The organism is Clostridium sp. KNHs216, from assembly GCF_006714885.1.
Taxonomy (GTDB): domain Bacteria; phylum Bacillota; class Clostridia; order Oscillospirales; family Acutalibacteraceae; genus Caproiciproducens.
Map to the genome: position 1 here is coordinate 2952831 of NZ_VFMF01000001.1, position 21055 is coordinate 2973885.

Sequence of the window (21055 nt, forward strand, 5' to 3'; positions counted from 1 at the left end):
ATTGTTATATATTTATTTTTGAAAGAGAAGAAGTGATGGATGCCTATGATGTGTTCGAGATGCCATAAAAGGCCGGCGGTTGTGTTTATCTCACCGACGGTAAATTCCAAAGAGAGCCAGGGTCTCTGCCTTGTCTGTGCCAAGGAGCTCGGCATTAAGCCGGTCAATGATTTGATGGAGAAAATGGGAATTACCGAGGAACAGATGGAGGCAATGGAGTCGGAACTGAATGAATTGATGGCCGCCAATGCGGATGGCACGGAAGAGGAGGACAGCGGTGACGACGGCTTTGTGCCGGGCGGGGCCGCGACTTTTCCTTTTCTTCAGAATATTTTCTCCGGCAATGAAAGCAGCCCGGAAAAGGTTCAGAATAACGAACCGGTTAAAAAGGACAGACGGGAAAAAAGAAAGACCAAACGCAAGCATTTGGACGCCTATTGCACCAATCTGACCGCAAAGGCGCAGGCGGGTGAGATCGACAACATCGTCGGCCGCGACAAGGAAATTTCCCGTGTGATCCAGATCCTGAGCCGCCGCACGAAAAACAATCCCTGCCTGATCGGGGAACCGGGCGTCGGAAAAACCGCCGTGGCGGAGGGCCTTGCCCTTCGTATCGCGAAGGGGACCGTCCCCGCAAGGCTGATGAGGAAAGAAATCCATCTGTTGGATTTAACGGCTCTGGTTGCCGGAACGCAGTTCCGCGGCCAGTTTGAAAGCCGCATCAAGGGTCTTGTGGACGAGGTGAAGGCGGAAGGGAATATTATACTGTTTATCGACGAGGTGCACAACCTTGTCGGCACAGGCGACGCGGAGGGCTCCATGAACGCCGCCAATATCCTGAAGCCGGCGCTCTCAAGAGGCGAAATACAGGTGATCGGCGCGACAACGTTTGTGGAATACCGCAAATACATTGAAAAGGACGCCGCCCTGGAAAGGCGTTTTCAACCCGTTACCATAGCGGAACCCTCCGTAGAGGAGACCGTAGACGTGCTGATGGGCATCAAATCCTATTATGAGACGTATCATCGGGTTCGCGTGCCGGAGCAGATCGTGCGCAAGGCCGCGGTCCTTTCCGAGCGGTATATCAACGACCGTTTTCTGCCGGATAAGGCCATCGATCTTCTGGACGAGGCGTGCGCCTGTGCCGCGCTGAGAAATATTCCCATGGCGGATTATGATTCGGCCAACTTTGAACTGGAAAAGCTAAAGGAGCGTGAGGAAGAGCTCACGGCGGACGACGTTCAGCCGGATTATGAAAAGCTGGCGGAGGTGCGCACCGAGATTTCCAGACTGGAAGATAAAACGAGACAGCTGGCCCCCCTGGCGCTGGGAGCCGAGGTAGAGGAAAAAGACATCGCGCGCGTGATCGAGCTCTGGACCGGGATCCCCGCGAGCAGGATTCAGGAAAACGAGCTGAAAAAGCTGGCGGATATCGAGGGCGTTTTAAATTCGAAGGTTATCGGGCAGCAGGAAGCGGTAAAAGCTGTTTCGGCGGCGATCCGCCGCAGCAGGGTGCAGATCAGTCCCCGCCGCAGGCCTGCGTCTTTTATCTTTGTAGGTCCCACCGGCGTGGGAAAAACCGAGCTGGTCAAGGTGCTGTCAAAAGAGCTGTTTGACACGCCGGAGACGCTGATTCGGCTGGATATGTCCGAATTTATGGAGAAGCATTCGGTGTCCCGCATTATCGGCTCGCCGCCGGGTTACGTCGGCTACGACGAGGCCGGTCAGGTTACGGAGAAGGTCCGCCGCCGTCCGTACTCGGTTCTGCTGTTTGATGAAATTGAAAAGGCGCATCCGGACGTGATGAACATCCTTCTGCAGATTCTGGATGAAGGCCGCATTACCGACGCGCATGGCCGCACCGTCAACTTTGAAAATACCGTCCTCGTCATGACTTCCAACGCGGGCAGCGAAAAGAAGGAAGGTACGCTTGGATTTGCGAAGAGTGCCTCCGACGTCACCCGTGAAAAGGCGATGAAAGCTCTCTCGGACTTTCTGCGCCCTGAGTTTTTGAGCAGGGTGGATGAGATCATTGTGTTCCGTGCGCTCAGTGTGGACGATTTTGAGGCCATTTCCCACCTGATGCTGAATGAGTACGTCGATTCCCTGAAGGAACGCGGCATCCGGCTGGCTTATGACGATAAGGCCACCCATTATCTTGCGCAGCACGCCTTTGGCGGCAAGAGCGGCGCCAGGGACCTGAGAAACCTGATCCGCCGCCAGGTGGAGGACAAAATTGCTTCGCTGATCGTGGAAAATTACGGCGATACGGTCACCGGCATTGCCGTGACGGCGGATGAAAAAGATGGGATTATTCTGGATGTTTTGAAATAAATTTTAAAAATTTGGAGGAACGGTCAATAACGTGTTGACATTTGCCACTGAACTATGCTACAATAATAGCCGTCGCTAAAATGCGAGTGTAGTTCAGTGGTAGAACTCCAGCCTTCCAAGCTGGTCGTGTGGGTTCGATTCCCATCACTCGCTCCATGGGTATAAGCGCCAATAGCTCAGCTGGATAGAGCAACTGCCTTCTAAGCAGTAGGTCAGGGGTTCGAGTCCCTTTTGGCGCGCCATATATGGTGGATGTAGCTTAGCTGGTTAAAGCGCCAGTTTGTGGCACTGGAGATCGTGGGTTCGAATCCCATCTTCCACCCCATTTAAAAATTGGCGCGGAGCAGAGCTGAGTCGTTCCGCGCTTCATATTGGGCTGTAGCCAAGGGGTAAGGCAACGGACTTTGACTCCGTCATTCCGTAGGTTCAAATCCTGCCAGCCCAGCCAATAGGGCCTGTCTGCGGGCGTTGTACGCGGACAGGCATTTGTTATTGACATTAGCTTCCAAAGCTGATATAATATACAAGCTGTTTATGAATCATTAGCTCAGTCGGTAGAGCACTTGACTTTTAATCAAGGTGTCCGGGGTTCGAATCCCCGATGGTTCACCAAAATAAAAGAGCACCCGCAGGGGTGCTCTTTTATTTTGCTTGCTTTTATTCTTTTCAAGTGGTTAAAACCCACTTTTATGTCGTAAAAGTGTCGTACTAAAAAATCAGGGGAAATATAGTGTTGGTACCATAAACATGATATAATTATAAGGAAAATAATATAAAAATTTAGAGAAGCAATTCATTTCATTCGTGCTCACAGGCACCTGAGATGCCCATGACAGCGTCAAGGGAAAATATCTCAGCCGCCTGCAGCGCACAGGTCCGAGCACGTTCAACTTTTATTAGACTTGGAAGGTGTAAGAATGGATTCTATAATAAACGAAAAAATACGGTTGGCTCAGCAAGGGATTGCGCGACTGCATAAGATTGACGCCATGCTGCAGGACCTGCAAAATGAACAGTCCCAATTAGGCCTCAAGGTTGCCGGGCTTAAGGCTGCTCTGGAAAAAGAAAACTACGATGTCGTTAAGCTGGAAGACAGAAGGATTGCCTCCGTATTTTATTCCCTGTTCGGAAAGCTGGAAGAACATCTTGAAAAGGAGCAGGCGGAAGCTCTTGCTGCGAAGCTCAAATATGATCAGGCCATCAGAGATCTGGAGAATATAAAATATCAGATTTCAAAACTTTCCGTGGAACGGCTGAATTATTTGAATTGTCAGCACGATTTCGATACTCTCTATGCCGATAAAAAAGAACAGATCATGAAAGACGGCGGTAAATCCGCCCAAAGGATTCTGGAACTGTCAACCCAAATAAGCAGTGGAAAAATCAATCTGAAAGAAATCAAGGAAGCAATATCCGCCGGTAAGGAAGCGCTGGCCAGCCTGGATCGGATTCAGAGCAGTCTTGACCATGCCGAAGGCTGGGGAACTTGGGATCTTCTCGGCGGCGGGCTGATCTCCGACCTTGCGAAGCATTCCCATATTGACGACGCAAAAGAGGAAACCGAAAACGCGCAGCGGCTGTTACGGCAATTTCACGCCGAGTTGGCCGACGTTCAAATCCATTCCGACATTCATATTGAAACGGGCGGCTTTGCTAAATTCGCGGATTTTTTCTTTGACGGATTGATTTCCGATTGGTTTATGCAGTCGAAAATCAACCAGTCGCAGGAAAGCGTTTTCCGTGTACAGAGCCAGGTCGATGACACCGTACACCGGCTTGAATCAATGGAATCCCAGGTAGAATCCAACATTGAAAAAATGGAAGCGGAAACAGAAAGTCTGATTATTACCGCACAATGAGAATCCTTTTGTCTGGGGGGCCGTAAGCCGACGATGGAAAATGGAAAAGCGGATCAATATTATACATACATGCTGCTCTGCTCGGATGGTACGATCTACAGCGGCTATACGACCGACCCGTATCGGCGCGCCGCCGTCCATAACCGTGGAAAAGGCGCAAAATATACCCGTTCAAGATTGCCGGTTACGCTGGTCTATCAGGAAAGCTTTGCGACAAAAAGCGAAGCTCTCAGGCGGGAAGCTGTGCTGAAAAAGCTGAATCATGCCGAGAAGATCGCGCTGATTGGGCGTGCCGGTTCGAGCCCGTCCACCGGTGCCGTCTGACCGATCCAATTAAGTACCACTTCCGCGGCAAGTCCGACATTCCCGAGCTGGCAGTGATTCCCTGCATTTTCTTTTGCGGTAAACATCCGCGCCGTCAAAGAGCGGACGTTTGTCAGAGCGGCAATTTGTTCAGTTAACTGGTGAACAGGCACATAATGATCGTCCTGTCCTGCGAGCAGAAGAACATCCTGTGTAATGAGCGGCGAAACCTCCGCCGTGTTATAAGACAGGGTCTTGCGGAGAAAATCATAAGGGGAGTCGCTTCCCATCACGTGCATCCCCTGCCTGATGCCCCACTCCACTACAAGACTTTTTTTCATCATCAGGTCGACGGCCGTATTGATTTCCAAACGCCTGCCGTGCATGACAGCGTATCGTGCTTTTTCGCGTAGGGAATCATCCATCTGGCGCAGCAGCACTTCAAAAAAGTCCGCAAGAACATCGAAGGCAATCACTCTTTTTACCCTTTTCTCATAGGCGGCGGCCCTCAGCGCCAGGCAGCCGCCAAGGGATAAGCCAATCAGGGTGACATCATTGAGTTTGAAATAATCAAGAAGGGTATGGACTGGCTTTTCCCATTCGGGAATCATCGGCATGCTGCATTCTTCCAGCACTGTTCCCTGGCCGGGACCATCAAAGGCAATCGTATCATAACCGGCGTCTTTCAAAACCAGAAGCATGCGCATGAACTCTTCAATGTAACCGTCAAACCCGTTGCAGACAACGATAGTCCCTTTGGGGGACGGAGGCGTAAAACGATAGGCTGAGAGATAACCGCTGTTATAAGGAATCCGGTATTTCTGATCATCTGTAATGCCATAATAAGCATTGTTCAGTGAAAGAAACCGGTGGCGCAGCTCCTGCTTCTGTGCATTGCTTTCCGGGACGAAAAACTCGGCTCCACGGAAATACAGGGCCGCTTTCAGCTTTTCGTCCCGGTCCAGAGCCTGATTGCCAAGGCGTGTAAACGACGCGATCAAATCTTCGTAAGAACGGATAGACGGACTTGCGGCCTACATTTCCTCTCGCATCGTTTCATCGTTTGACCAGTTGTAAAACCGGTTCATTTGAAAATTGACGCTTACGTCCGGATGCATCTGAAAAATCCCGACAGGAAAATCTTTAGTCGTCCATTTTTTATCCATAATATCGGCCTCCTTTAGAATTTTACATCCAAAGTATAAGCGTAAAATCGGGTCGCCGCAATGATTGATCCGTATGCAAATGTAGCTTATACGATATACAGGCGGAAAGTGTAGATTCCGATAAAAGATGATAGACAGGTGGGATGAAAATGTCCAGCGAACAGGATCTGCGTGTGACGAAAACCCTGACGTTTATAAAAAACTCCTTTATAGAGCTGATGGATGAAAAGGGGTTCCGCAATCTTACCGTAAATGATATTGCAGACAAAGCAATGATCAGCCGTTCCACTTTTTACCTGCATTATGCCGATAAGTATGAACTGCTGAATAAAGTGACGGATGAAGCGATCTTATCCATATTAAACCTGGTGGAGCCTGAAGAGCATATTGTCCACGGAAGTCTGAATTACGATGGCTTTCGGGAAAATCTGAATGCTATCTTTCATTCGATCGAAAAAGATTCCTTGCTTTATAAACTCATTTTAAATGATAACGAACATTTGGGTCTTTGCAGAAAGTGCGAAGATGTCCTGAAAACCAGGTTGGAGGAAAGCTTTGAAGGAGAAATTCAGGTTTCGAGAGATTTGTTCTTTGAATTGATGTCCTCTTTCTATATTTCGATGGCAAGATGGTGGCTGAATCACGACATGAAGTACTCACCGTCGTTTTTGGCAAAAGAGATGGTGAATTTTCTGACCGTCGTACCATGCAACCTGATCGGGATCACCACAGAAGATTCCAGCCCTTCAAATATTTCCACGCAGGCTGCAGGAGATAAGACGGGTATGTACGGGAGAACAAAGACGCAGAATAGAACGGCGGATAAAATGGTCATTGATTCAAAATAAAAACGGAACCGGAAGGAAACGCTGTGCTGGCAAAGGCAGGGGAGTAAAACGCACATGGGAAGCATCAAAAACAGGAATTTGACGAGGTAATTATGATACTGCGAGAGTATAAACCGATTAACTGCGCGACTATGGCAGAGCTGTTTTATGATACTGTGCATACCATCAATGCAGAGGATTACACAAATGAGCAGCTTAATGCATGGGCAACAGGAAATATTGATCTGGAAGCATGGAATTGTTCTTTTTTGGAGCATGACACCTTGATTGCAGAAACAGACGGTAAAATTGTGGGCTTTGCAGACATGGAGAAAACCGGTTATCTGGACAGGCTTTATGTCCATAAGGATTATCAGCGCAGAGGTATCGCCACCGCGCTGATAAACGAGTTGGAACAGCGTGCCGGAAAAGCCGGTTTGTTTAATTTTGAAACCTATGCATCGATTACTGCCAAGCCTTTTTTTGAAAAGCAAGGTTATACAGTTGACTCAGAGAATAAAGTTATCCGAAATGGCATTACATTAATAAATTATAAAATGATGAAACACTGCTGAACTCCAATTGCCTGTCAGGACATGCAGCTGCGGCTGCTTCTCTTCTTATAGCCCGAACGCGTATGGTTGACAGACTATTTTGGATATGATATACTGTGAACGTTGTTAGCTAACAGTGTTCACAAGGAGAAAATTATGCCGAAGAGCAAAACGGAAAGCCACCCTAAAATTATTTTGGCTGCGAAAGAAGAGTTCCTGAAAAAGGGCTTTGAGCAGGCGTCCCTGCGGGACATTGCTGCCAAGGCCGGCATGAGTGCAGCAGGGCTCTACCGGCATTTTGCTGATAAGGAAGCGCTGTTTGCCGCTTTGGTGGACCCGTTGCTCAATCAGCTTGATGGGGTCTACGACTCTATCCGGAAGCGGGACTATGAATACCTGAAAGCCGGTTCTCTGGACGAAATGTGGAGAGACAGTGCGGAAATCCGTTATTTTCTGGATCTGATTTACGGCCATTTTGAGGAATTCAAGCTTTTGCTCTGCTGCTCTTCCGGGACAAAGTACGAAAATTTCATTCACGACTTTGTAATGCTTGAACAAAAAGAAACGCTGGAATACATGGAAGCCGCCCGGAAGAGGGGAATTCCCGTCCGTGAAATAGAGCCGCGGGAACTGCATCTTTTGCTCAGCGCCTATGCCGCCGCGATTTTTGAAGTAGTTGTGCACGATTTTTCAAAAGAAGAGGCTGCGCATTATCTTTTAACGCTGCAGACATTTTTCTATCCCGGCTGGCGGGCTGTTCTGGGGCTGTAATCCGCAGCCCTATTTCTTTTACATATCGGTTAGCAATAGCTAACTATATTGGAGGTGCTACATGAACGAAAAACAGGAAAACCCAATCAGATACCTCTTCCGGTTTGTGGGAGAGGAAAAAGGAAGGATGACAATCTCCGTGATCCTGGCAACCCTGGGGGAATTGTTCGGGATGCTGCCGTTTCTGGCGGCGGCCATGCTTGCTAACGAGGTGTACGCCGGCACGGCAACCGTAAAAAGCGCGCTGCTGTGGGCGGGAGGCGCCGCGTTGGGGATTATGATGCGCACATTTCTATGCACCAAATCTTCGGCAAAAAGCCACCGGATTGCGTTTACTATTTTAAGGAATATCCGTCGTGCCATTGCCGATAAGATGCGCCGTGTACCGCTTGGTATTATGCTGGAGACTCCGTCCGGGGTTTACAAAACCCTGATGGTCGACAACGTGGGCAAGCTGGAGGACTCCATCGCCCACATCATCCCGGAAACGCCCTCGCAGGTTGCGGCAATGGCATCCTGCCTGATTTTAATTTTCGTGCTGGACTGGCGGATGGGGCTTGCGTCCCTTATCACCCTGCCGCTTTCCGTCCCTTCCATTTTCGGAATGATGCGCGGATATGGTGAAAAGATGAAAACATACCTGCGCTCCGGCAACGAGATGAATGCGGCGCTGGTGGAATATGTGGGCGGAATTCAGGTAATCAAGGCTTTTGGAAGAACCGGGACTTCGTTTGGCAAATTTTCCGATGCGGTGGACTTTTTCCACGACAGCACGCTGGACTGGTGGCGTCAGTGCTGGTTCTGGATGGCGGTGGTCAAGGCGATTCTCCCTTCTACGCTGCTGGGAAGCCTGCCGGTTGGCGCTCTGCTGTATATGCACGGTAAGATTACGCTGCCGGTTTTCATCGCCTGTATCGTAATCCCCATCGGCTTTATCGCGCCGTTCATGAAGCTGGCCTTCGGCAGTGAACAGCTGACCACCATCGCGGCGAACCTGAAGCCGATCCGGGAGTTTTTTGCCGCGTCGGAGCAGGTGCGCCCCGAAGAACGCGTGACGCTTTGCGACAACTCCTATTCGTTTGAAAATGTCTCTTTTTCCTATGACGCTTCCAAGGAAGTGCTGCACGGCGTCTCGTTCCGGACACAGCCCGGAACGATGACAGCGATCGTAGGGCCCTCCGGTTCGGGAAAATCCACCATTGCCAAGCTGATGGCCGGATTTTGGGACGCTACGGGCGGTACGGTGCGCTACGGCGGCAAGGACATTCAGGAAATACCGTTTGACCAGATGATGGAGGAAATCGGCTATGTGGCACAGGATAATTTTCTGTTTGATAAATCCATCCGGGAAAATATCCGCATTGGCAATCCGAAGGCTTCCGATGCGGAAGTGGAGTCCGCGGCAAAGGCGGCCAACTGCCACAGTTTTATTTTGCAGCTTCCGCATGGTTACGATACGCGGGCCGGGGATGCGGGGGACCGCCTCTCCGGCGGGGAACGCCAGCGTATTACCATTGCGCGGGCGATGCTGAAAAAATCCTCCGTGGTCATTCTGGACGAAGCCACCGCCTATGCCGATCCGGAAAGCGAAGCTCAGATCCAGCAGGCGGTGGGGCGGCTGGTACGGGGGAAAACGCTGATCGTGGTGGCGCACCGGCTGTCCACCATCCGAAACGCCCATCAGATCCTGGTTGTGGACCGGGGAAAGATTGTCGGACGGGGGACGCAGTCCGAGCTCCTCCAGAATTGCCCGCTGTACAAAACTATGTGGGAAGAACATATCGGCGCTGCGGATTTCAAGCAGGAGAGGAGCGAGGCGTTATGCTGAACATGATCAAACGGATTCTTAAAATTTCCGGCCGCCATCAGTCAAAAATTCTACTGGGTATCTTCCTGAACTTTTTAAAAAGCGTCTCCATGGCCATGATGCTGTTTGCCGTTTACGTGGTCGTGGATCATCTGAACGCATTGACCCCACGGGTAATCTGGACCGCAGTGGGGATTCTGCTGGGGAGCGTTGCGGGACGGTTCCTGTTTCAGTGGCTGATGGATATCTGCATGAGCGCCAAAGGCTTTGACATGTTCCGGGATTACCGTCTGGCGATTGGGGAACGGATGCGCAAGGCCCCCTTGGGTTATTTCTCCGAGCAGCGCCTCGGCAGCATCCAAACGGTGCTGACTTCCACGGTAACGGAGCTGGAGCAGTATTCCATGCTGGCCGTCACCGACCTGACCGGCGGGGTTCTCATGACGCTGGTGATGATGATATTCTTCCTGTTTTACAACCCTATCTTTGCGCTGGTAACGCTGGCGGGGCTCTGCGTCGGCATGCTGGTACTGCACATCATTCAGTCCGTAGCCGGCAAACAGACCCCCAGAGTCCTGGCGGCACAGGAGAACATGACCACACAGGCGCTGGAATATGTGCGCGGCATATCGGTGCTGCGCGCCTTTTCCCAGGCGGACGGAAGCGAGGGCGCGGTATATGAATCCTTTGACCGCAAACGTCAGGCCGACTTGGACCAGGAATACGCGTCCCTTCCTCTTCTGAAAATTTATCAGGCGGTCTACAAAGTGACCGGCTGTGCGCTGATGTTCACGGCAGCCACCCTATATCTGGCAGGCAGCATCACACTGACCTACTGCCTGATGTTTATTGTCAGCGCCTTCCTGGTCTACTCTGAGATGGAACAGATGGGGGACGGTGCGTTTCTTGCCCGGAAAATTACAACCGAATTGAACCGTCTGGAAGCTGTGACGGATATGCCGGAGATGGATACCAGTATACAAGTTTTGCAACCGCAAAACTTTGATATCGAGCTTCGGAATGTCTCCTTCGGCTACGATGACCGCCGGATTATAAACGATGTCTCTTTGAAGGTTCCTCAGGGAACCACCTGTGCCATCGTCGGGCCGTCCGGCTCCGGCAAGACGACCCTGTGCAATCTGATTGCGAGATTCTGGGATGCGCAGGAAGGACAGGTGTTGGTCGGCGGTCAGAACGTAAAAGGCTATACGGTTGACAGCTTGATACGGTACATCAGCATGGTGTTCCAGAACGTGTATTTATTCCACGATACCATCGAGAACAACATCCGCTTCGGCAATCCGGACGCTACCCACGAGCAAGTAGTGGAAGCGGCCGGACGCGCCCGGTGTCATGAGTTTATTTCCGCCCTGCCTCAGGGTTATGATACAATGGTCGGGGAAGGCGGCTCCACTTTGTCCGGCGGAGAAAAGCAGAGAATCTCCATAGCGCGTGCAATTCTGAAGGATGCTCCCATTATTATTCTGGATGAGGCCACCTCCAGCGTGGACCCGGAAAACGAATTCCAACTGCTGGCCGCGATCCGGGAGCTCACGAAAGGGAAAACTTTGATTTCCATTGCTCACCGGCTGACTACCGTGCGGGATGCGGATCAGATTCTGGTGGTGGAAGACGGCCGGATTACCCAGCGCGGAACGCATACCGAACTGATGGCGCAGCAAGGCACCTACCGGAAATTCTTGAAAATGCGGTCGGAAGCAATCGGATGGGAGCTGTCCTGAGCAAAGGCAGTTAAAAGGAAAAATTTATATGCAGCGGTAAGACTTTATGCATCAAATGGATTCCTTCCAGTGAAAGCAGAACCGCACAATCCACTGAAAATCGCATCGAAAAACAAAAATAATCGAAATTTCTTTTTGCCGTCCTCTATGGTATACTGATAGCGGAAAACGATGCAAAGGAGGGCGCGCCATGCCAAACAACGAAAAGACCTTTCATCACGTTTGGGGAATCATACATAGATACAAGCGCTCTTTCATCGTGCTGACAGCCCTGCTCACCGTTCTTGCCATGATGGTACTGATCCGGATTCCTCGAACCGCTTCCGTCGTGACCGTGCCGGTAAAGAACGGCGTATATGACTTAAGGGAGCTTTCCGCGCTGAAAAGCTCCTCCGTGCGCCTTCCGGCGCCCTCGGAATACTATCCGGGCCTCTACCTTTCTCCGGACAGCGCGGACACCGCCGTTCCCAAAAGCATTGCCGGATATGAGCAGGACAGGGCCGACTATCTTTCCCAGCGCTTCGTCCTGTTGATGCCGGATACCAGTGACACCTACACGCTTACCTTCACGCTGTCCGGCCGCCATGCCATGCGCGTCTACGTCAATGGCTGGCCGGCCGGACAGACAGGAGCACTCGGAACCGCGAAACAGGATACGGAGGTCTGGGAAAACAACATCACCGTTCACGCATCCGCCGTGAACGGCAGGATGGATATCATCCTTCACAGCGCCCAGTTTTATCATGCCCGCGGCGGCGCCGGTCTGGCGGCGCTCACCGTACAAAGCAGCAGCCTTGACAAACCGCGCTTTACCGATTCCGAAGCCGGATTTTTCGTGGGAGGAGCACTCGTGTGCGCGGCGGTGCTGCTGTTGAGCGTGTACCTGTTTCTCTCACGCACAGAGGCGACCTTTTATTTCGCCGCCGCATGTCTGGTCATGGCGCTGCGGGAGTTCGTCCAGAGCCAGGCTTGGATCTATTTTTCCGTAAACGGCAATCTTGTCTTTATGCTCGAATATATGAGCGTGGTGCTGCTGACTGTCTTTCTGTGTCTCTATCTGCGGCAATACGCATCCACCCGCCCCTTGCGGGCGATATGTTACGCGGCGGTCGCCGGTTCGCTGGCATACGGCCTGCTGCTCCTGCTGGCCGATTCCGTCGTCTATACGCGCCTGCTGATTGTCTATCAGCTCCTGCTCATCGCAGTGATCGTTCCCGGCATCGCCGGCCTGTTCCGGACGATACGAAAACCGGACAGGGAGCAGTCCGCCATGCTGTACGGCACCGCCGTGTTTTATCTTGCGGCGCTGGCCGATATCCTCATGTCAAACCACCTGTTGGGCAGCGGGCACGGCGTCACCGTTTCGGAAACGGCCATGCTGGTTTTTGTGGTGGCTCAGACGGTATCCCTGTTTCTGATGAACAACCGGGTGCTGGCGGAATCCAGAGAATCGGAGCGGAAGCTGGCTGCGGAAAAGACCGCGCTGGAGAGCCTTGACCGGATGAAAACGGAGTTCTTGGGCAATGTTTCCCACGAGCTGAAAACGCCCCTCACCGTCATGTCCGGCTATGCGCAGACCTCTAAGCAGCTTACCGGGCAGATGTCCGTACCCCAGGCGGACGAGGTATCCCGCCGGATGACCCTGATTTCCTCCGAAGCGGAGCGGCTCTCGCTGATGGTGGGGCAGATTCTGGACGTGACCCGGATGGAGGAAGGCCGTATGGTCATGGAGCCGGTGCGCTGCCATCTGGATGAAATCATTCATGCCGCCGTAAAAACCCATTATCCCATGCTCAATAAAAATCAGAATCGCCTGGAAATCCGGATTGAACCGGGACTTCCCGACATTTGCGCCGATCCCGCGCGAATTTCACAGGTGATCGTCAACCTGATTTCCAACGCGGTGCGCTTTACCACGGAAGGCGTCATTACCATATCCGCGGAACAAAAAGAAAATCAGCTTGTTGTCTGTGTTTCAGATACCGGCGTCGGCGTCGCTCCGGAGCGGCTTCCCCGCCTGTTTGAGCGCTACGGCGGAAAACAAAAATCCGGCGGCGGTCAGGATACCGGCACCGGACTTGGATTATATATCTGTAAGCATATTGTGGATCAGCACGGCGGAACCATTTGGCTGGAAAGCGAAGAAGGCAAAGGCACCTCTGTTTTCTTCACCCTGCCGTATCTAACGGCTAATACCGTACCTTGTTGAAAATGTATTCGCTTTTTCCCGTGCTGACCAGCTCAAACCAGCCGTTATCGTCCAGCCTCAGCTTTTTCCTGAGATTCGCCACATGGGTTTTGATAGTTCCGGCAGCGCCGAGCGACATTTCCCCCCATGCCCGGCGGTAAATCTCTTCAAAGCTCAGCCGCTGCCCGGCAAAAAGGGCAAAGCAGCCCAGAAGCTGCAGTTCCTTCAGCGTAAGGGGAATATGCTCCCCGTCCAGCACGGCTTCCCCCGCCAGAAAATCAACCGTCAGTGGCGGCAGCTCGATTTTACCGGCCGACAGCACGCCGTTTCTGCGAAGCTGCGCCGCCACGTGGGCACTCAGTACATTCAAATCATAAGGCTTGGTGACGTAATCGTCCCCGCCCTGTAAAAGCCCTTTCACCACGCTCTCATTTTCGTTCCTGCACGTCAGGAAGATGATGGGGGCGTTTGTTTTTTGCCGCAGCTCGGCGCAGAAGTCGAAGCCGGAGCCGTCCGGCATCATCACATCCAGCAAAATCAGGTCGGGGGCGTGCTCCTCCAGAAAAAAGCGCGCCTTGGCAAGCGTGGGGGCGCAGACGGCCTCATAGCCCTTTCCCTCAAAATATTCCCGGTTGATTTCCAGAACGTCGGCTTCGTCCTCTATCAGCAAAAGCTTTGCTTTTTTCATTGTTCCACCCCCTGAAGTCATCACGAGTTTACCATATTTTATGTGAAAAAGAAATACCGCAGACTTTTTTTCGGAAAACGGATAAGATTTCTTAACCTTTCGCACAGAAGAAAATTTTTCTGCTACGCTTAAACTGTACCGGAGTATGACGGAAAGCCCGGTGGAAATGAGGTGATACTCTGTGGCGCAAATCATCCGGGTGGACATTTTGGACGGTCAGACGCTGGACATTGAGCTGAGCAACGGACATTTGATTCTGTTCGATATGCGGCGTCTGATGGAAACCGACCGCTCCTACGGCTCTTTGCGGAATCTTGAGGTTCTTCCCCGTCCGGACACCGACGGGCAAAGCGTTTTCTGGCGCGGAGGCCCCCGGCTTTCGCTTGAAACAATTATGGACCTGCTGAATCGGCAGGATTACCTTGACTGAGGAGGAAGCAATCAACATGAAAATGACGATGAGGAAATTTTTGAGTGTTCTGTTCACCGCCTGCATGGTGGTGAACCTGCTGTCTTGTGCGGTATACGCCGCCGACGGCACACAGGATGCCGGAGAGATTCCCGCCCCGGTATCTGCCGGGGAAGGCGCGTCCGGCTCCGTGACGGCGGATGTGCGGGATTCCGGGGAAGGTACGCCCGGTTCCGGGGCTGCGGATACCGAACAGCCCGAAGGCCCGGAGGCGGGGGAGGCTCCGGATTCCGGGGAGGTTCCCGTACCCGACGGCGGGGAAGCCGCCGGAATGGCGCGGACCGCGGGCGCCCTGACCGGCTCTGGAACCATTACCGTTACGCAGCCGCCGGAGGATCAGAGTGTCACATTCGCGCTCGGCTATACGGTTGCGTTTACCGTTGTAGCGACGGCGTCAAACGAAGCCGCGGTGCATTATGAGTGGCACATGATCTACGACCGTGTAGATATGAGTCGAGGAGAGGGGACTCTATCCTTTACCCTAACAGGTCTGAATCCCGGAAGCTATGAAATATACTGTGTGCTTACGGCGGAGGGCTGCGAATCCGTAACCAGTGAACGCGCAGCACTCACGGTCGACAAAATGGACTATGACGGGGAAACGCAGGGAGAATATTCCGTATTTGCCGGTCAGACGACGAGCAATATTTCCTACCTTTTACCCCGCCTGCCGATTTCTGGTTCTGCCGGTATGGAATATGCAATAACCGGAGCCTACGGCAGCGGGCTGATTGCCTCCAGCCCTTCCGTGCGCCAGGACACGAACACAGGTGATTGGTACTTGGAATTCAGCACTGCCGACCGGGCGGTAAACACCTCCGAGGACATCACTCTGAGCATTCAGGGAGGAGATTTTTGTAACGACAGCTTCTTTACGCTGACGGTAACCGCCAGAGACACGCTGGAAATTCCGATTTCCATAACGGGAGCGGACACGGTCTATGACGGCCGGCCGTGGAACGGCTACGAGGGGGAACCGGTTGCCCCCGGACTGCAGCCGGACGAACTTGCCTACCGCTATACGGGACGGAACGGGACCGTGTACCCCGACAGCGCTGACCCGCCGGTCAACGCCGGGGATTATACGGTGACCGTATCGGTGAACAAGACGGGTTACACCGGGTCGGACTCCGCTGATTTTTCCATTGCAAAAAAACAGGTTTCCGTAACGGTGTCGAATTATTATATTAGCCGCGGGTCCCCGCTCCCCACCCTTGACGATCTGAATGATTTGATATTCTACGGCGGCTTCCTCTCGCCAGACAATCAGGACAACTGTCTTGAAACCCGGGCGGCAGTTCGTCTGAATGTAGCAGACAGCAGCCGGGTGGGAAATTATCCAATCGATTACGCACCGGAAGCGGTACTGAACGCGAGAGGAAACGCTAACTACACGCTGGCCCATGTCCCCGCCACGCTCTTCATCCAATCCCTCCTGACCGACGTGCTGAGCGTAAATCTGCCCTCCCCGGTCATCGACCTCATCAACGGAACCGTTTCCGGGACGGCTCCGGCGGATACAAGCTCGTTCACTTTTTCGGCGACCGTCCCGAGCGGTTCCGGTTGGAAGCTTTACCGCGACGAAGCCTGCACGCAGGAAATTGCCGACCACACGCTTTCCCTCGCGGAGGGACGCAACGTGTTTTATCTATGGGTAACATTTTACTCCTACGAAACCAGAACTTATTCCGTGACCGTCACGCGGGGTGCCGCCCCTTCCCCCAAACCCGACCGTCCGAAGAAAGACACCTCTTCTTCCGCGGTTCCAGGCGTTCCCGCGGAGCCGACCGTGAACCTTACCGGCGCGTCGCTGCCCGCGGGCGTGACCCAGGCGGTCCTTGCCGCCACGCCGCTGACCCCGGCCGGACTTCCTGTCGCTCAGAGCGGAACACAGGGGACCGCGAACCCGGACCCGCAGGCAGCGGCGGTTTACAGCGCGGTCGCGGCAGCCCCCGGGCTGAACATGATCGGCACGCCGCTTCTTTACAACCTGAATCTGCTGGACCAGAACGGCAATCCGATTTCTTCCTTCACCGGCAGCGTCACAGTCAGAATTCCGCTTCCGGCGGGGCTGCCCGGTACGCCTCACGTGTTCCGCTATGAAAACGACGGAACCTTTACCGACATGGGCGCGGCTGTGGCCGACGGATTCCTCGTTTTCAGCACGACCCATTTCAGCTACTATGTGATCGCGGGAGTCGGAGATTCCTTTACGCTGGATACGACCAGCTACCGGATGCCCGCAAACGGCAAATATCAGATCGGCCTGAAGCTGACCGGAACCAAGGCGGCGTCGGTAAAGGTTTCCTCCACCGACGACAAAATCGCAGCGGCCACAAAGCTTGCGAACGAAAATTATCTGGTTACGGGAAAAGGCGAGGGTACTGCGTGGATTCAGTTCGACGTATACGACCCCAAAAACAACCTGCTGTCGCATGTCTCCGTTCGCGTCGACGTTGGAAACGAACTCCAGCCGCAAGGCGATTCCACCCGGCAGACCAGCGTTTTCTGAAGCGCCTGTCCACGCGGAACGCATTCGTCCGCCGAACCGATGAATTCAGGCTGAAAACAGCCATAAAAAGAAAGGGTGTTCTTTATGAATCAGGCAGTTATCATCGTCAGTGAAAAGCAGCCGCAGAGCGGCCAGAAGGAAAGGTCGAGCAACAACTTTACCCTAGCGGATTTTCATGAGGACGCAAGGCTCACCGTACGTGCGTACTACGATTACGATGAGCCGACGCAGCGGGAAGCGGCCGATATCGTTTTTGACATCAAGGCCGACAGAACCGGTAAGGACCCGGTGGTGCTGAGCGGAATTTCTTCCGGATACGTCATGGAAAACACACATCACCGGAACCTGTATATCGCGAATCCCCGGAACGCGGCGGAGTCCTTCACGGTTAAGATCTCCGTTTAAAAAAATCTCCCCGGCACGCTGCCTGCGCGCCGGGGAGATTTTAGCAGATTGAAAGGAAGAGCCTCCAGCCGTAGGATAGAACTACGATTGGAGGTTTTTGTATGTCAGGAAAAAAGAAATGTTTTATTTGAAAAATCGAACAGAAAATCAGGCGGGAGCATGAAAAGGTAGTTGGCCGTTTCCTTTAAAAAGAACCGCTATCTGACTAACGCGGCGAAAGCGTTCATCCATATCCTAAAAGATACCCTGAACGACGGGGCTCCGGGGGGGGATGGTTTGAAGGAATGTAAATTGACATTTCCCAACCCCGATGATAAGATAAATTTCAAAGGGGGCTGTGTTTATGGAATTGAGATACTCATCTACAGCGGATGACTATAGAAGATTTGCTAAAAAGAAGGTAAAGCCCAGAAAGATAAAAGTAACATTGATAATCACTGCTGTGATTTTTGTGACATTTTTGTTAGTAAATATCTTGGGTCGATTTCCCTCTGAAACGGCGGGAACCGTATTATTAAAATTATTTCTTTCAGTACTCTACGGAGGAATTTTTTTGCTTATTTTAAATATCAAGGTGTCGCACGATATTAAGAAAAATATTAATAAATTAGGTCAACCGTTTTTTGATTCTGAAAAATCAATTACTCTCAATAAAGACGGCTTAGCAATTAAATCAAAAATCAGAGAATCTAAAATCCCATACGATGCAATAAAACAATTTCAAACAGATACCGAATTTATTGTCATAGCGTTTAAGGCCGGTGATATGGTTTACATCCCGATAACTGGAATTAAAAACCGCGAGATAATAGATGACTTTGTTTCCTTGTTAAAGTCCAAAATAGCTTAAACACCACTTTTCGGCTCTTGCTTTACGGCAGGAGCCGAGTTTTTTGGCGGTTCTTTCTGTCTGTTTGGGATTCCTAATAGCCATATTGACAAGCCATTAGTGATTTGAATATTATGTATTAATCTTTCATGAAGGAGGTATTGCATTGAGTCTGAATCGTTATGTCAATGACGATTTTGATGCCGTCGAATCAGCATCGGATCGTGGCAACTGTAACGACAGCTGTGACAGCGGAAGCGCAAAAGCATTGAAACGAATCCTTTCCTTACTGGATGATTTGAACAGTCAGGACTTGCGAATATTGGATGATATCATTGAGCGCCTGGTTTGCAGCCGCAAGAAATAAATATAGTCATTGTCTACTCCTTAGAATATAAATATTTGCCTTTGGTTTCTCTGCCGCTCCTTAACCGGAGCGGCTTCTTTTTACTGTCCCTGATAGAACGGCGTATTCGTAAAATCTCAGATAATCCCGGCACAGCGGGTTATATTGATCGGAAGGGAGGAATCCGGCTCCTTTTGGAGGATACGTTGGGAAAGAACGGAGGCTGAATTACGGGATACATCAAGAACTCCTAAAAAACGGCAGCTCTTAAAAAGACAAATTTTGGGATTGACAGTTGAGAGAAATAGAGTTAATATATTGATATATCAATCAAGCTGATATATCAATATACCAATTAAGAAATTATTAGGAGGATTTTATGGCTGTTAATAATGAGATGATTCCTATTTATTATCAATTGAAAGAAATACTTGTTTCAAAGATAAGAGATGGAGAATTTGCATTAGGAGATAAAGTGCCGTCTGAAACAGAACTTTGCAATACCTTTCAAGTCAGTCGTATCACGGCCAAGCGCACGTTGGATGAAATGGTTCACGAAGGGTATATTGAGAGAATCCCCGGTCGGGGGAGCTTCGTGTGCCATACCCACATCGAACATGCCCTGTCGCAGTTTTACTCTTTTACCGAAGAAGTAAAAAGGCTGAATATGATTCCGTCCGCTCATATATTGAATCTGGAAAGGATAAAACCCGGTAAGGAATTGAATAAGCTCCTGAACCTGAATGATGAGTACGTAATATACATAAGGCGCCAACGTCTGGCGAATAACAGGGTGATTGCGCTTGACCATTCGTTTATTCCGGAAAAGTTCTATGGGGAAATTGACAAAGAGGATCTTTTAGAAAATTCGCTTTATAAAATCCTGGAAAGAAACGGATTTAGACCCGACCGTGCAGTCGAGTCTTTTATGGCCGCGTCTTTATCGAAAGAGGAGGCAGAGCTGCTGAGTATGAAGGAAGGCGAAGCAGCCCTAAAAGTAACCAGAAATGCGTTTCACGGCAAAGAAGCTGTGGAATACAATTATAGGTATTATAAGAACGATTGTTACACCTATTCCATTGAGCTCAAATAAGCTCGTTTCGTCTGCCGGCTTTATCGAAGGCGTGGGGGCTTTATTCAGTGCGCCTTCGTGAAAGGTATAAATAACACAGGGAGGAAATTGAAATGAAAAGGATGTTAGCGTTTGTTCTCGTTCTGGCAATGACGGTGATCGGCTTTGGGGGCTGTTCCCCATCGGGACCGTCAGAATCAACCGGTCAAAAAACTGCGGATACCTCTTCCGAAACCGCGTCACAGCAGGGGACGTCCGATGTCAAGCTTGCCTTTACATGTCCGGATTTAACGAATACCTATTTCGTTGAAGTGGCGAAGGGCGTACAGGACCGGTGTGATGAATTGGGGATTAAAGTCACAATCAATGACGGGAAAGCCGACCTTGCAAATCAGGTCAGCGCATTTGAAAACTTTATTTCGCAGGGAGTAGACGCGGTAATCGTCAGCCCTATTGACGAGCAGGGTCTGGTTCCCTCCGTGAAAGCGGCGCATGCGGCAAAGATTCCCGTGATCGCTGGCAATCAGAACGTAGAGGGCAGCGATGCGTTCATTACAGTCCCTGAGTACGAGTACGGCTTTGCAATCGGCGAAAACGCCGGGCAGTGGATTGCGGACAAGATGGGCGGTAAGGCGAAGGTAGCGATTTTTGATTATCCCGAGCTCAAATCGATTATCGCCCGCGGCAACGGCATTCAAGAGGGTATACTGAGCAAAGCGCCGAACGCGGAGATTGTGGCGCGCCAGAGTGCGAACAACCCGGAAAAAGGGATGACCAACATGGAGAACATTTTACAGTCGAACCCCGATGTGGATGTGCTTGTATGCGTGAACGATGCCGGTGCTCTGGGCGGATATGAAGCGGTCATGGCTGCCGGAAAAGCCAGCGACAAATTCTACATTGGCGGCCTTGATGCCACAAAGGAAGCACTGGATAAAATCAAAGAGGGCGGTATTTACCGCGCCACAGTTGATATTCAGCCCTATGAGACGGGAAAGCTTTTTGTCGATACCGCGCTGAAAGTCCTGAAAAGCGGTTCGATCGCAGATACGATTGAGATTCCGATGAAGGTTGTGGATGCAGGCAATATTGCAGATTACTTTAAAAACTAGAGCGATGTTGTTTTGTGCCGGTCTTCTCTGTGCGGAGGACCGGTACAGATGCAGATTTTATGGTGAGGTGC

At 51.3% G+C, this 21055-nt stretch carries 19 protein-coding genes and 5 tRNA genes; 21 read left to right on the forward strand and 3 right to left on the reverse strand.

Annotated features, from left to right (window positions below):
- Positions 1-45: 45 nt before the first annotated feature.
- The 8 genes from LY85_RS14250 to LY85_RS14285 all read left to right on the forward strand — a co-directional run bounded on the left by LY85_RS14250 (position 46) and on the right by LY85_RS14285 (position 4517).
- Positions 46-2334: an ATP-dependent Clp protease ATP-binding subunit gene (locus LY85_RS14250; protein WP_141827183.1), complete on the forward strand. Its 2289-nt coding sequence runs from the start codon at positions 46-48 to the stop codon at positions 2332-2334.
- Between the two features lie 82 nt (positions 2335-2416).
- Positions 2417-2490 (forward strand) — tRNA-Gly (locus LY85_RS14255).
- A gap of 9 nt (positions 2491-2499) precedes the next feature.
- Positions 2500-2576 (forward strand) — tRNA-Arg (locus tag LY85_RS14260).
- Positions 2577-2582: 6 nt separating this feature from the next.
- Positions 2583-2659: transfer RNA gene (locus LY85_RS14265), tRNA-His, on the forward strand.
- Between the two features lie 47 nt (positions 2660-2706).
- Positions 2707-2782, forward strand: a tRNA-Gln gene (locus LY85_RS14270).
- Between the two features lie 88 nt (positions 2783-2870).
- Positions 2871-2946: transfer RNA gene (locus LY85_RS14275), tRNA-Lys, on the forward strand.
- 305 nt (positions 2947-3251) lie between these two features.
- Positions 3252-4193, forward strand: a complete 942-nt coding sequence (locus tag LY85_RS14280; RefSeq protein ID WP_141827184.1) for a hypothetical protein — start codon at positions 3252-3254, stop codon at positions 4191-4193.
- A 33-nt stretch (positions 4194-4226) separates the two neighbouring features.
- Positions 4227-4517 (forward strand): GIY-YIG nuclease family protein, encoded by a 291-nt coding sequence (locus tag LY85_RS14285; protein WP_141827185.1) that lies wholly within the window; start codon positions 4227-4229, stop codon positions 4515-4517.
- Here the strand turns inward: LY85_RS14285 and LY85_RS14290 are convergent.
- Entirely contained in the window at positions 4454-5497 is a 1044-nt protein-coding gene (locus tag LY85_RS14290; RefSeq protein ID WP_243122567.1) for an alpha/beta fold hydrolase, read from the reverse strand. The two genes, LY85_RS14285 and LY85_RS14290, sit on opposite strands and share 64 nt — an antisense overlap.
- A 33-nt stretch (positions 5498-5530) precedes the next feature.
- A complete protein-coding gene (locus LY85_RS19720) occupies positions 5531-5662 on the reverse strand; it encodes a hypothetical protein (RefSeq protein ID WP_279231000.1) in 132 nt (43 codons plus the stop codon).
- Positions 5663-5811: 149 nt separating this feature from the next.
- On the opposite strand from LY85_RS19720, the gene LY85_RS14295 reads away from it, so the two are divergent.
- The 6 genes from LY85_RS14295 (at position 5812) to LY85_RS14320 (ending at position 13572) form a co-directional block, all read left to right on the forward strand.
- Positions 5812-6510, forward strand: coding sequence for a TetR/AcrR family transcriptional regulator (locus LY85_RS14295; RefSeq protein ID WP_185741224.1), 699 nt, complete (start codon positions 5812-5814; stop codon positions 6508-6510).
- 92 nt (positions 6511-6602) lie between these two features.
- The gene (locus LY85_RS14300) at positions 6603-7064 is read left to right on the forward strand and encodes a GNAT family N-acetyltransferase (RefSeq protein ID WP_141827187.1); all 462 of its coding nucleotides are present in this window, start codon (positions 6603-6605) and stop codon (positions 7062-7064) included.
- A gap of 135 nt (positions 7065-7199) precedes the next feature.
- A complete protein-coding gene (locus LY85_RS14305) occupies positions 7200-7814 on the forward strand; it encodes a TetR/AcrR family transcriptional regulator (RefSeq protein WP_141827188.1) in 615 nt (204 codons plus the stop codon).
- A gap of 61 nt (positions 7815-7875) precedes the next feature.
- Entirely contained in the window at positions 7876-9642 is a 1767-nt protein-coding gene (locus tag LY85_RS14310) for an ABC transporter ATP-binding protein (RefSeq protein ID WP_141827189.1), read from the forward strand.
- Positions 9636-11363: an ABC transporter ATP-binding protein gene (locus LY85_RS14315; protein ID WP_141827190.1), complete on the forward strand. Its 1728-nt coding sequence runs from the start codon at positions 9636-9638 to the stop codon at positions 11361-11363. Before LY85_RS14310 ends, LY85_RS14315 begins: the two co-directional genes overlap by 7 nt.
- 190 nt (positions 11364-11553) lie before the next feature.
- Positions 11554-13572, forward strand: a complete 2019-nt coding sequence (locus LY85_RS14320) for a sensor histidine kinase (protein ID WP_141827191.1) — start codon at positions 11554-11556, stop codon at positions 13570-13572.
- Here LY85_RS14320 and LY85_RS14325 read toward each other — a convergent pair.
- Positions 13553-14239: a response regulator transcription factor gene (locus LY85_RS14325; RefSeq protein ID WP_185741225.1), complete on the reverse strand. Its 687-nt coding sequence runs from the start codon at positions 14237-14239 to the stop codon at positions 13553-13555. The two genes, LY85_RS14320 and LY85_RS14325, sit on opposite strands and share 20 nt — an antisense overlap.
- 181 nt (positions 14240-14420) lie before the next feature.
- On the opposite strand from LY85_RS14325, the gene LY85_RS14330 reads away from it, so the two are divergent.
- From LY85_RS14330 to LY85_RS14360, 7 genes are all read left to right on the forward strand, one after another.
- Positions 14421-14669 carry a hypothetical protein gene (locus LY85_RS14330; RefSeq protein WP_141827193.1) on the forward strand — a complete coding sequence of 83 codons (249 nt, stop codon included), beginning with the start codon at positions 14421-14423 and terminating at the stop codon, positions 14667-14669.
- A gap of 16 nt (positions 14670-14685) precedes the next feature.
- On the forward strand, positions 14686-17220 hold the full coding sequence (locus tag LY85_RS14335) for an MBG domain-containing protein (RefSeq protein ID WP_141827194.1): 2535 nt from the start codon (positions 14686-14688) through the stop codon (positions 17218-17220).
- An 84-nt stretch (positions 17221-17304) separates the two neighbouring features.
- On the forward strand, positions 17305-17625 hold the full coding sequence (locus tag LY85_RS14340) for a hypothetical protein (RefSeq protein WP_038322597.1): 321 nt from the start codon (positions 17305-17307) through the stop codon (positions 17623-17625).
- Positions 17626-17968: 343 nt separating this feature from the next.
- Positions 17969-18475: a YcxB family protein gene (locus tag LY85_RS14345; RefSeq protein WP_141827195.1), complete on the forward strand. Its 507-nt coding sequence runs from the start codon at positions 17969-17971 to the stop codon at positions 18473-18475.
- Between the two features lie 145 nt (positions 18476-18620).
- Complete coding sequence (locus LY85_RS14350; protein ID WP_243122568.1) at positions 18621-18821, forward strand: hypothetical protein; 201 nt, start codon at positions 18621-18623, stop codon at positions 18819-18821.
- A 358-nt stretch (positions 18822-19179) separates the two neighbouring features.
- The gene (locus tag LY85_RS14355) at positions 19180-19893 is read left to right on the forward strand and encodes a GntR family transcriptional regulator (RefSeq protein WP_141827197.1); all 714 of its coding nucleotides are present in this window, start codon (positions 19180-19182) and stop codon (positions 19891-19893) included.
- Between the two features lie 92 nt (positions 19894-19985).
- On the forward strand, positions 19986-20984 hold the full coding sequence (locus LY85_RS14360) for a sugar ABC transporter substrate-binding protein (RefSeq protein WP_141827198.1): 999 nt from the start codon (positions 19986-19988) through the stop codon (positions 20982-20984).
- The last annotated feature ends 71 nt before the right edge of the window (positions 20985-21055 follow it).

Coding starts and splice junctions, on each gene's coding strand:
- LY85_RS14250 (WP_141827183.1), top strand. CDS start 46: ATGATGTGTTCGAGATGCCATAAAAGGCCGGCGGTTGTGTTTATCTCA.
- LY85_RS14280 (WP_141827184.1), top strand. CDS start 3,252: ATGGATTCTATAATAAACGAAAAAATACGGTTGGCTCAGCAAGGGATT.
- LY85_RS14285 (WP_141827185.1), top strand. CDS start 4,227: ATGGAAAATGGAAAAGCGGATCAATATTATACATACATGCTGCTCTGC.
- LY85_RS19720 (WP_279231000.1), bottom strand. CDS start 5,662: ATGGATAAAAAATGGACGACTAAAGATTTTCCTGTCGGGATTTTTCAG.
- LY85_RS14295 (WP_185741224.1), top strand. CDS start 5,812: ATGTCCAGCGAACAGGATCTGCGTGTGACGAAAACCCTGACGTTTATA.
- LY85_RS14300 (WP_141827187.1), top strand. CDS start 6,603: ATGATACTGCGAGAGTATAAACCGATTAACTGCGCGACTATGGCAGAG.
- LY85_RS14305 (WP_141827188.1), top strand. CDS start 7,200: ATGCCGAAGAGCAAAACGGAAAGCCACCCTAAAATTATTTTGGCTGCG.
- LY85_RS14310 (WP_141827189.1), top strand. CDS start 7,876: ATGAACGAAAAACAGGAAAACCCAATCAGATACCTCTTCCGGTTTGTG.
- LY85_RS14315 (WP_141827190.1), top strand. CDS start 9,636: ATGCTGAACATGATCAAACGGATTCTTAAAATTTCCGGCCGCCATCAG.
- LY85_RS14320 (WP_141827191.1), top strand. CDS start 11,554: ATGCCAAACAACGAAAAGACCTTTCATCACGTTTGGGGAATCATACAT.
- LY85_RS14325 (WP_185741225.1), bottom strand. CDS start 14,239: ATGAAAAAAGCAAAGCTTTTGCTGATAGAGGACGAAGCCGACGTTCTG.
- LY85_RS14335 (WP_141827194.1), top strand. CDS start 14,686: ATGAAAATGACGATGAGGAAATTTTTGAGTGTTCTGTTCACCGCCTGC.
- LY85_RS14340 (WP_038322597.1), top strand. CDS start 17,305: ATGAATCAGGCAGTTATCATCGTCAGTGAAAAGCAGCCGCAGAGCGGC.
- LY85_RS14345 (WP_141827195.1), top strand. CDS start 17,969: ATGGAATTGAGATACTCATCTACAGCGGATGACTATAGAAGATTTGCT.
- LY85_RS14355 (WP_141827197.1), top strand. CDS start 19,180: ATGGCTGTTAATAATGAGATGATTCCTATTTATTATCAATTGAAAGAA.
- LY85_RS14360 (WP_141827198.1), top strand. CDS start 19,986: ATGAAAAGGATGTTAGCGTTTGTTCTCGTTCTGGCAATGACGGTGATC.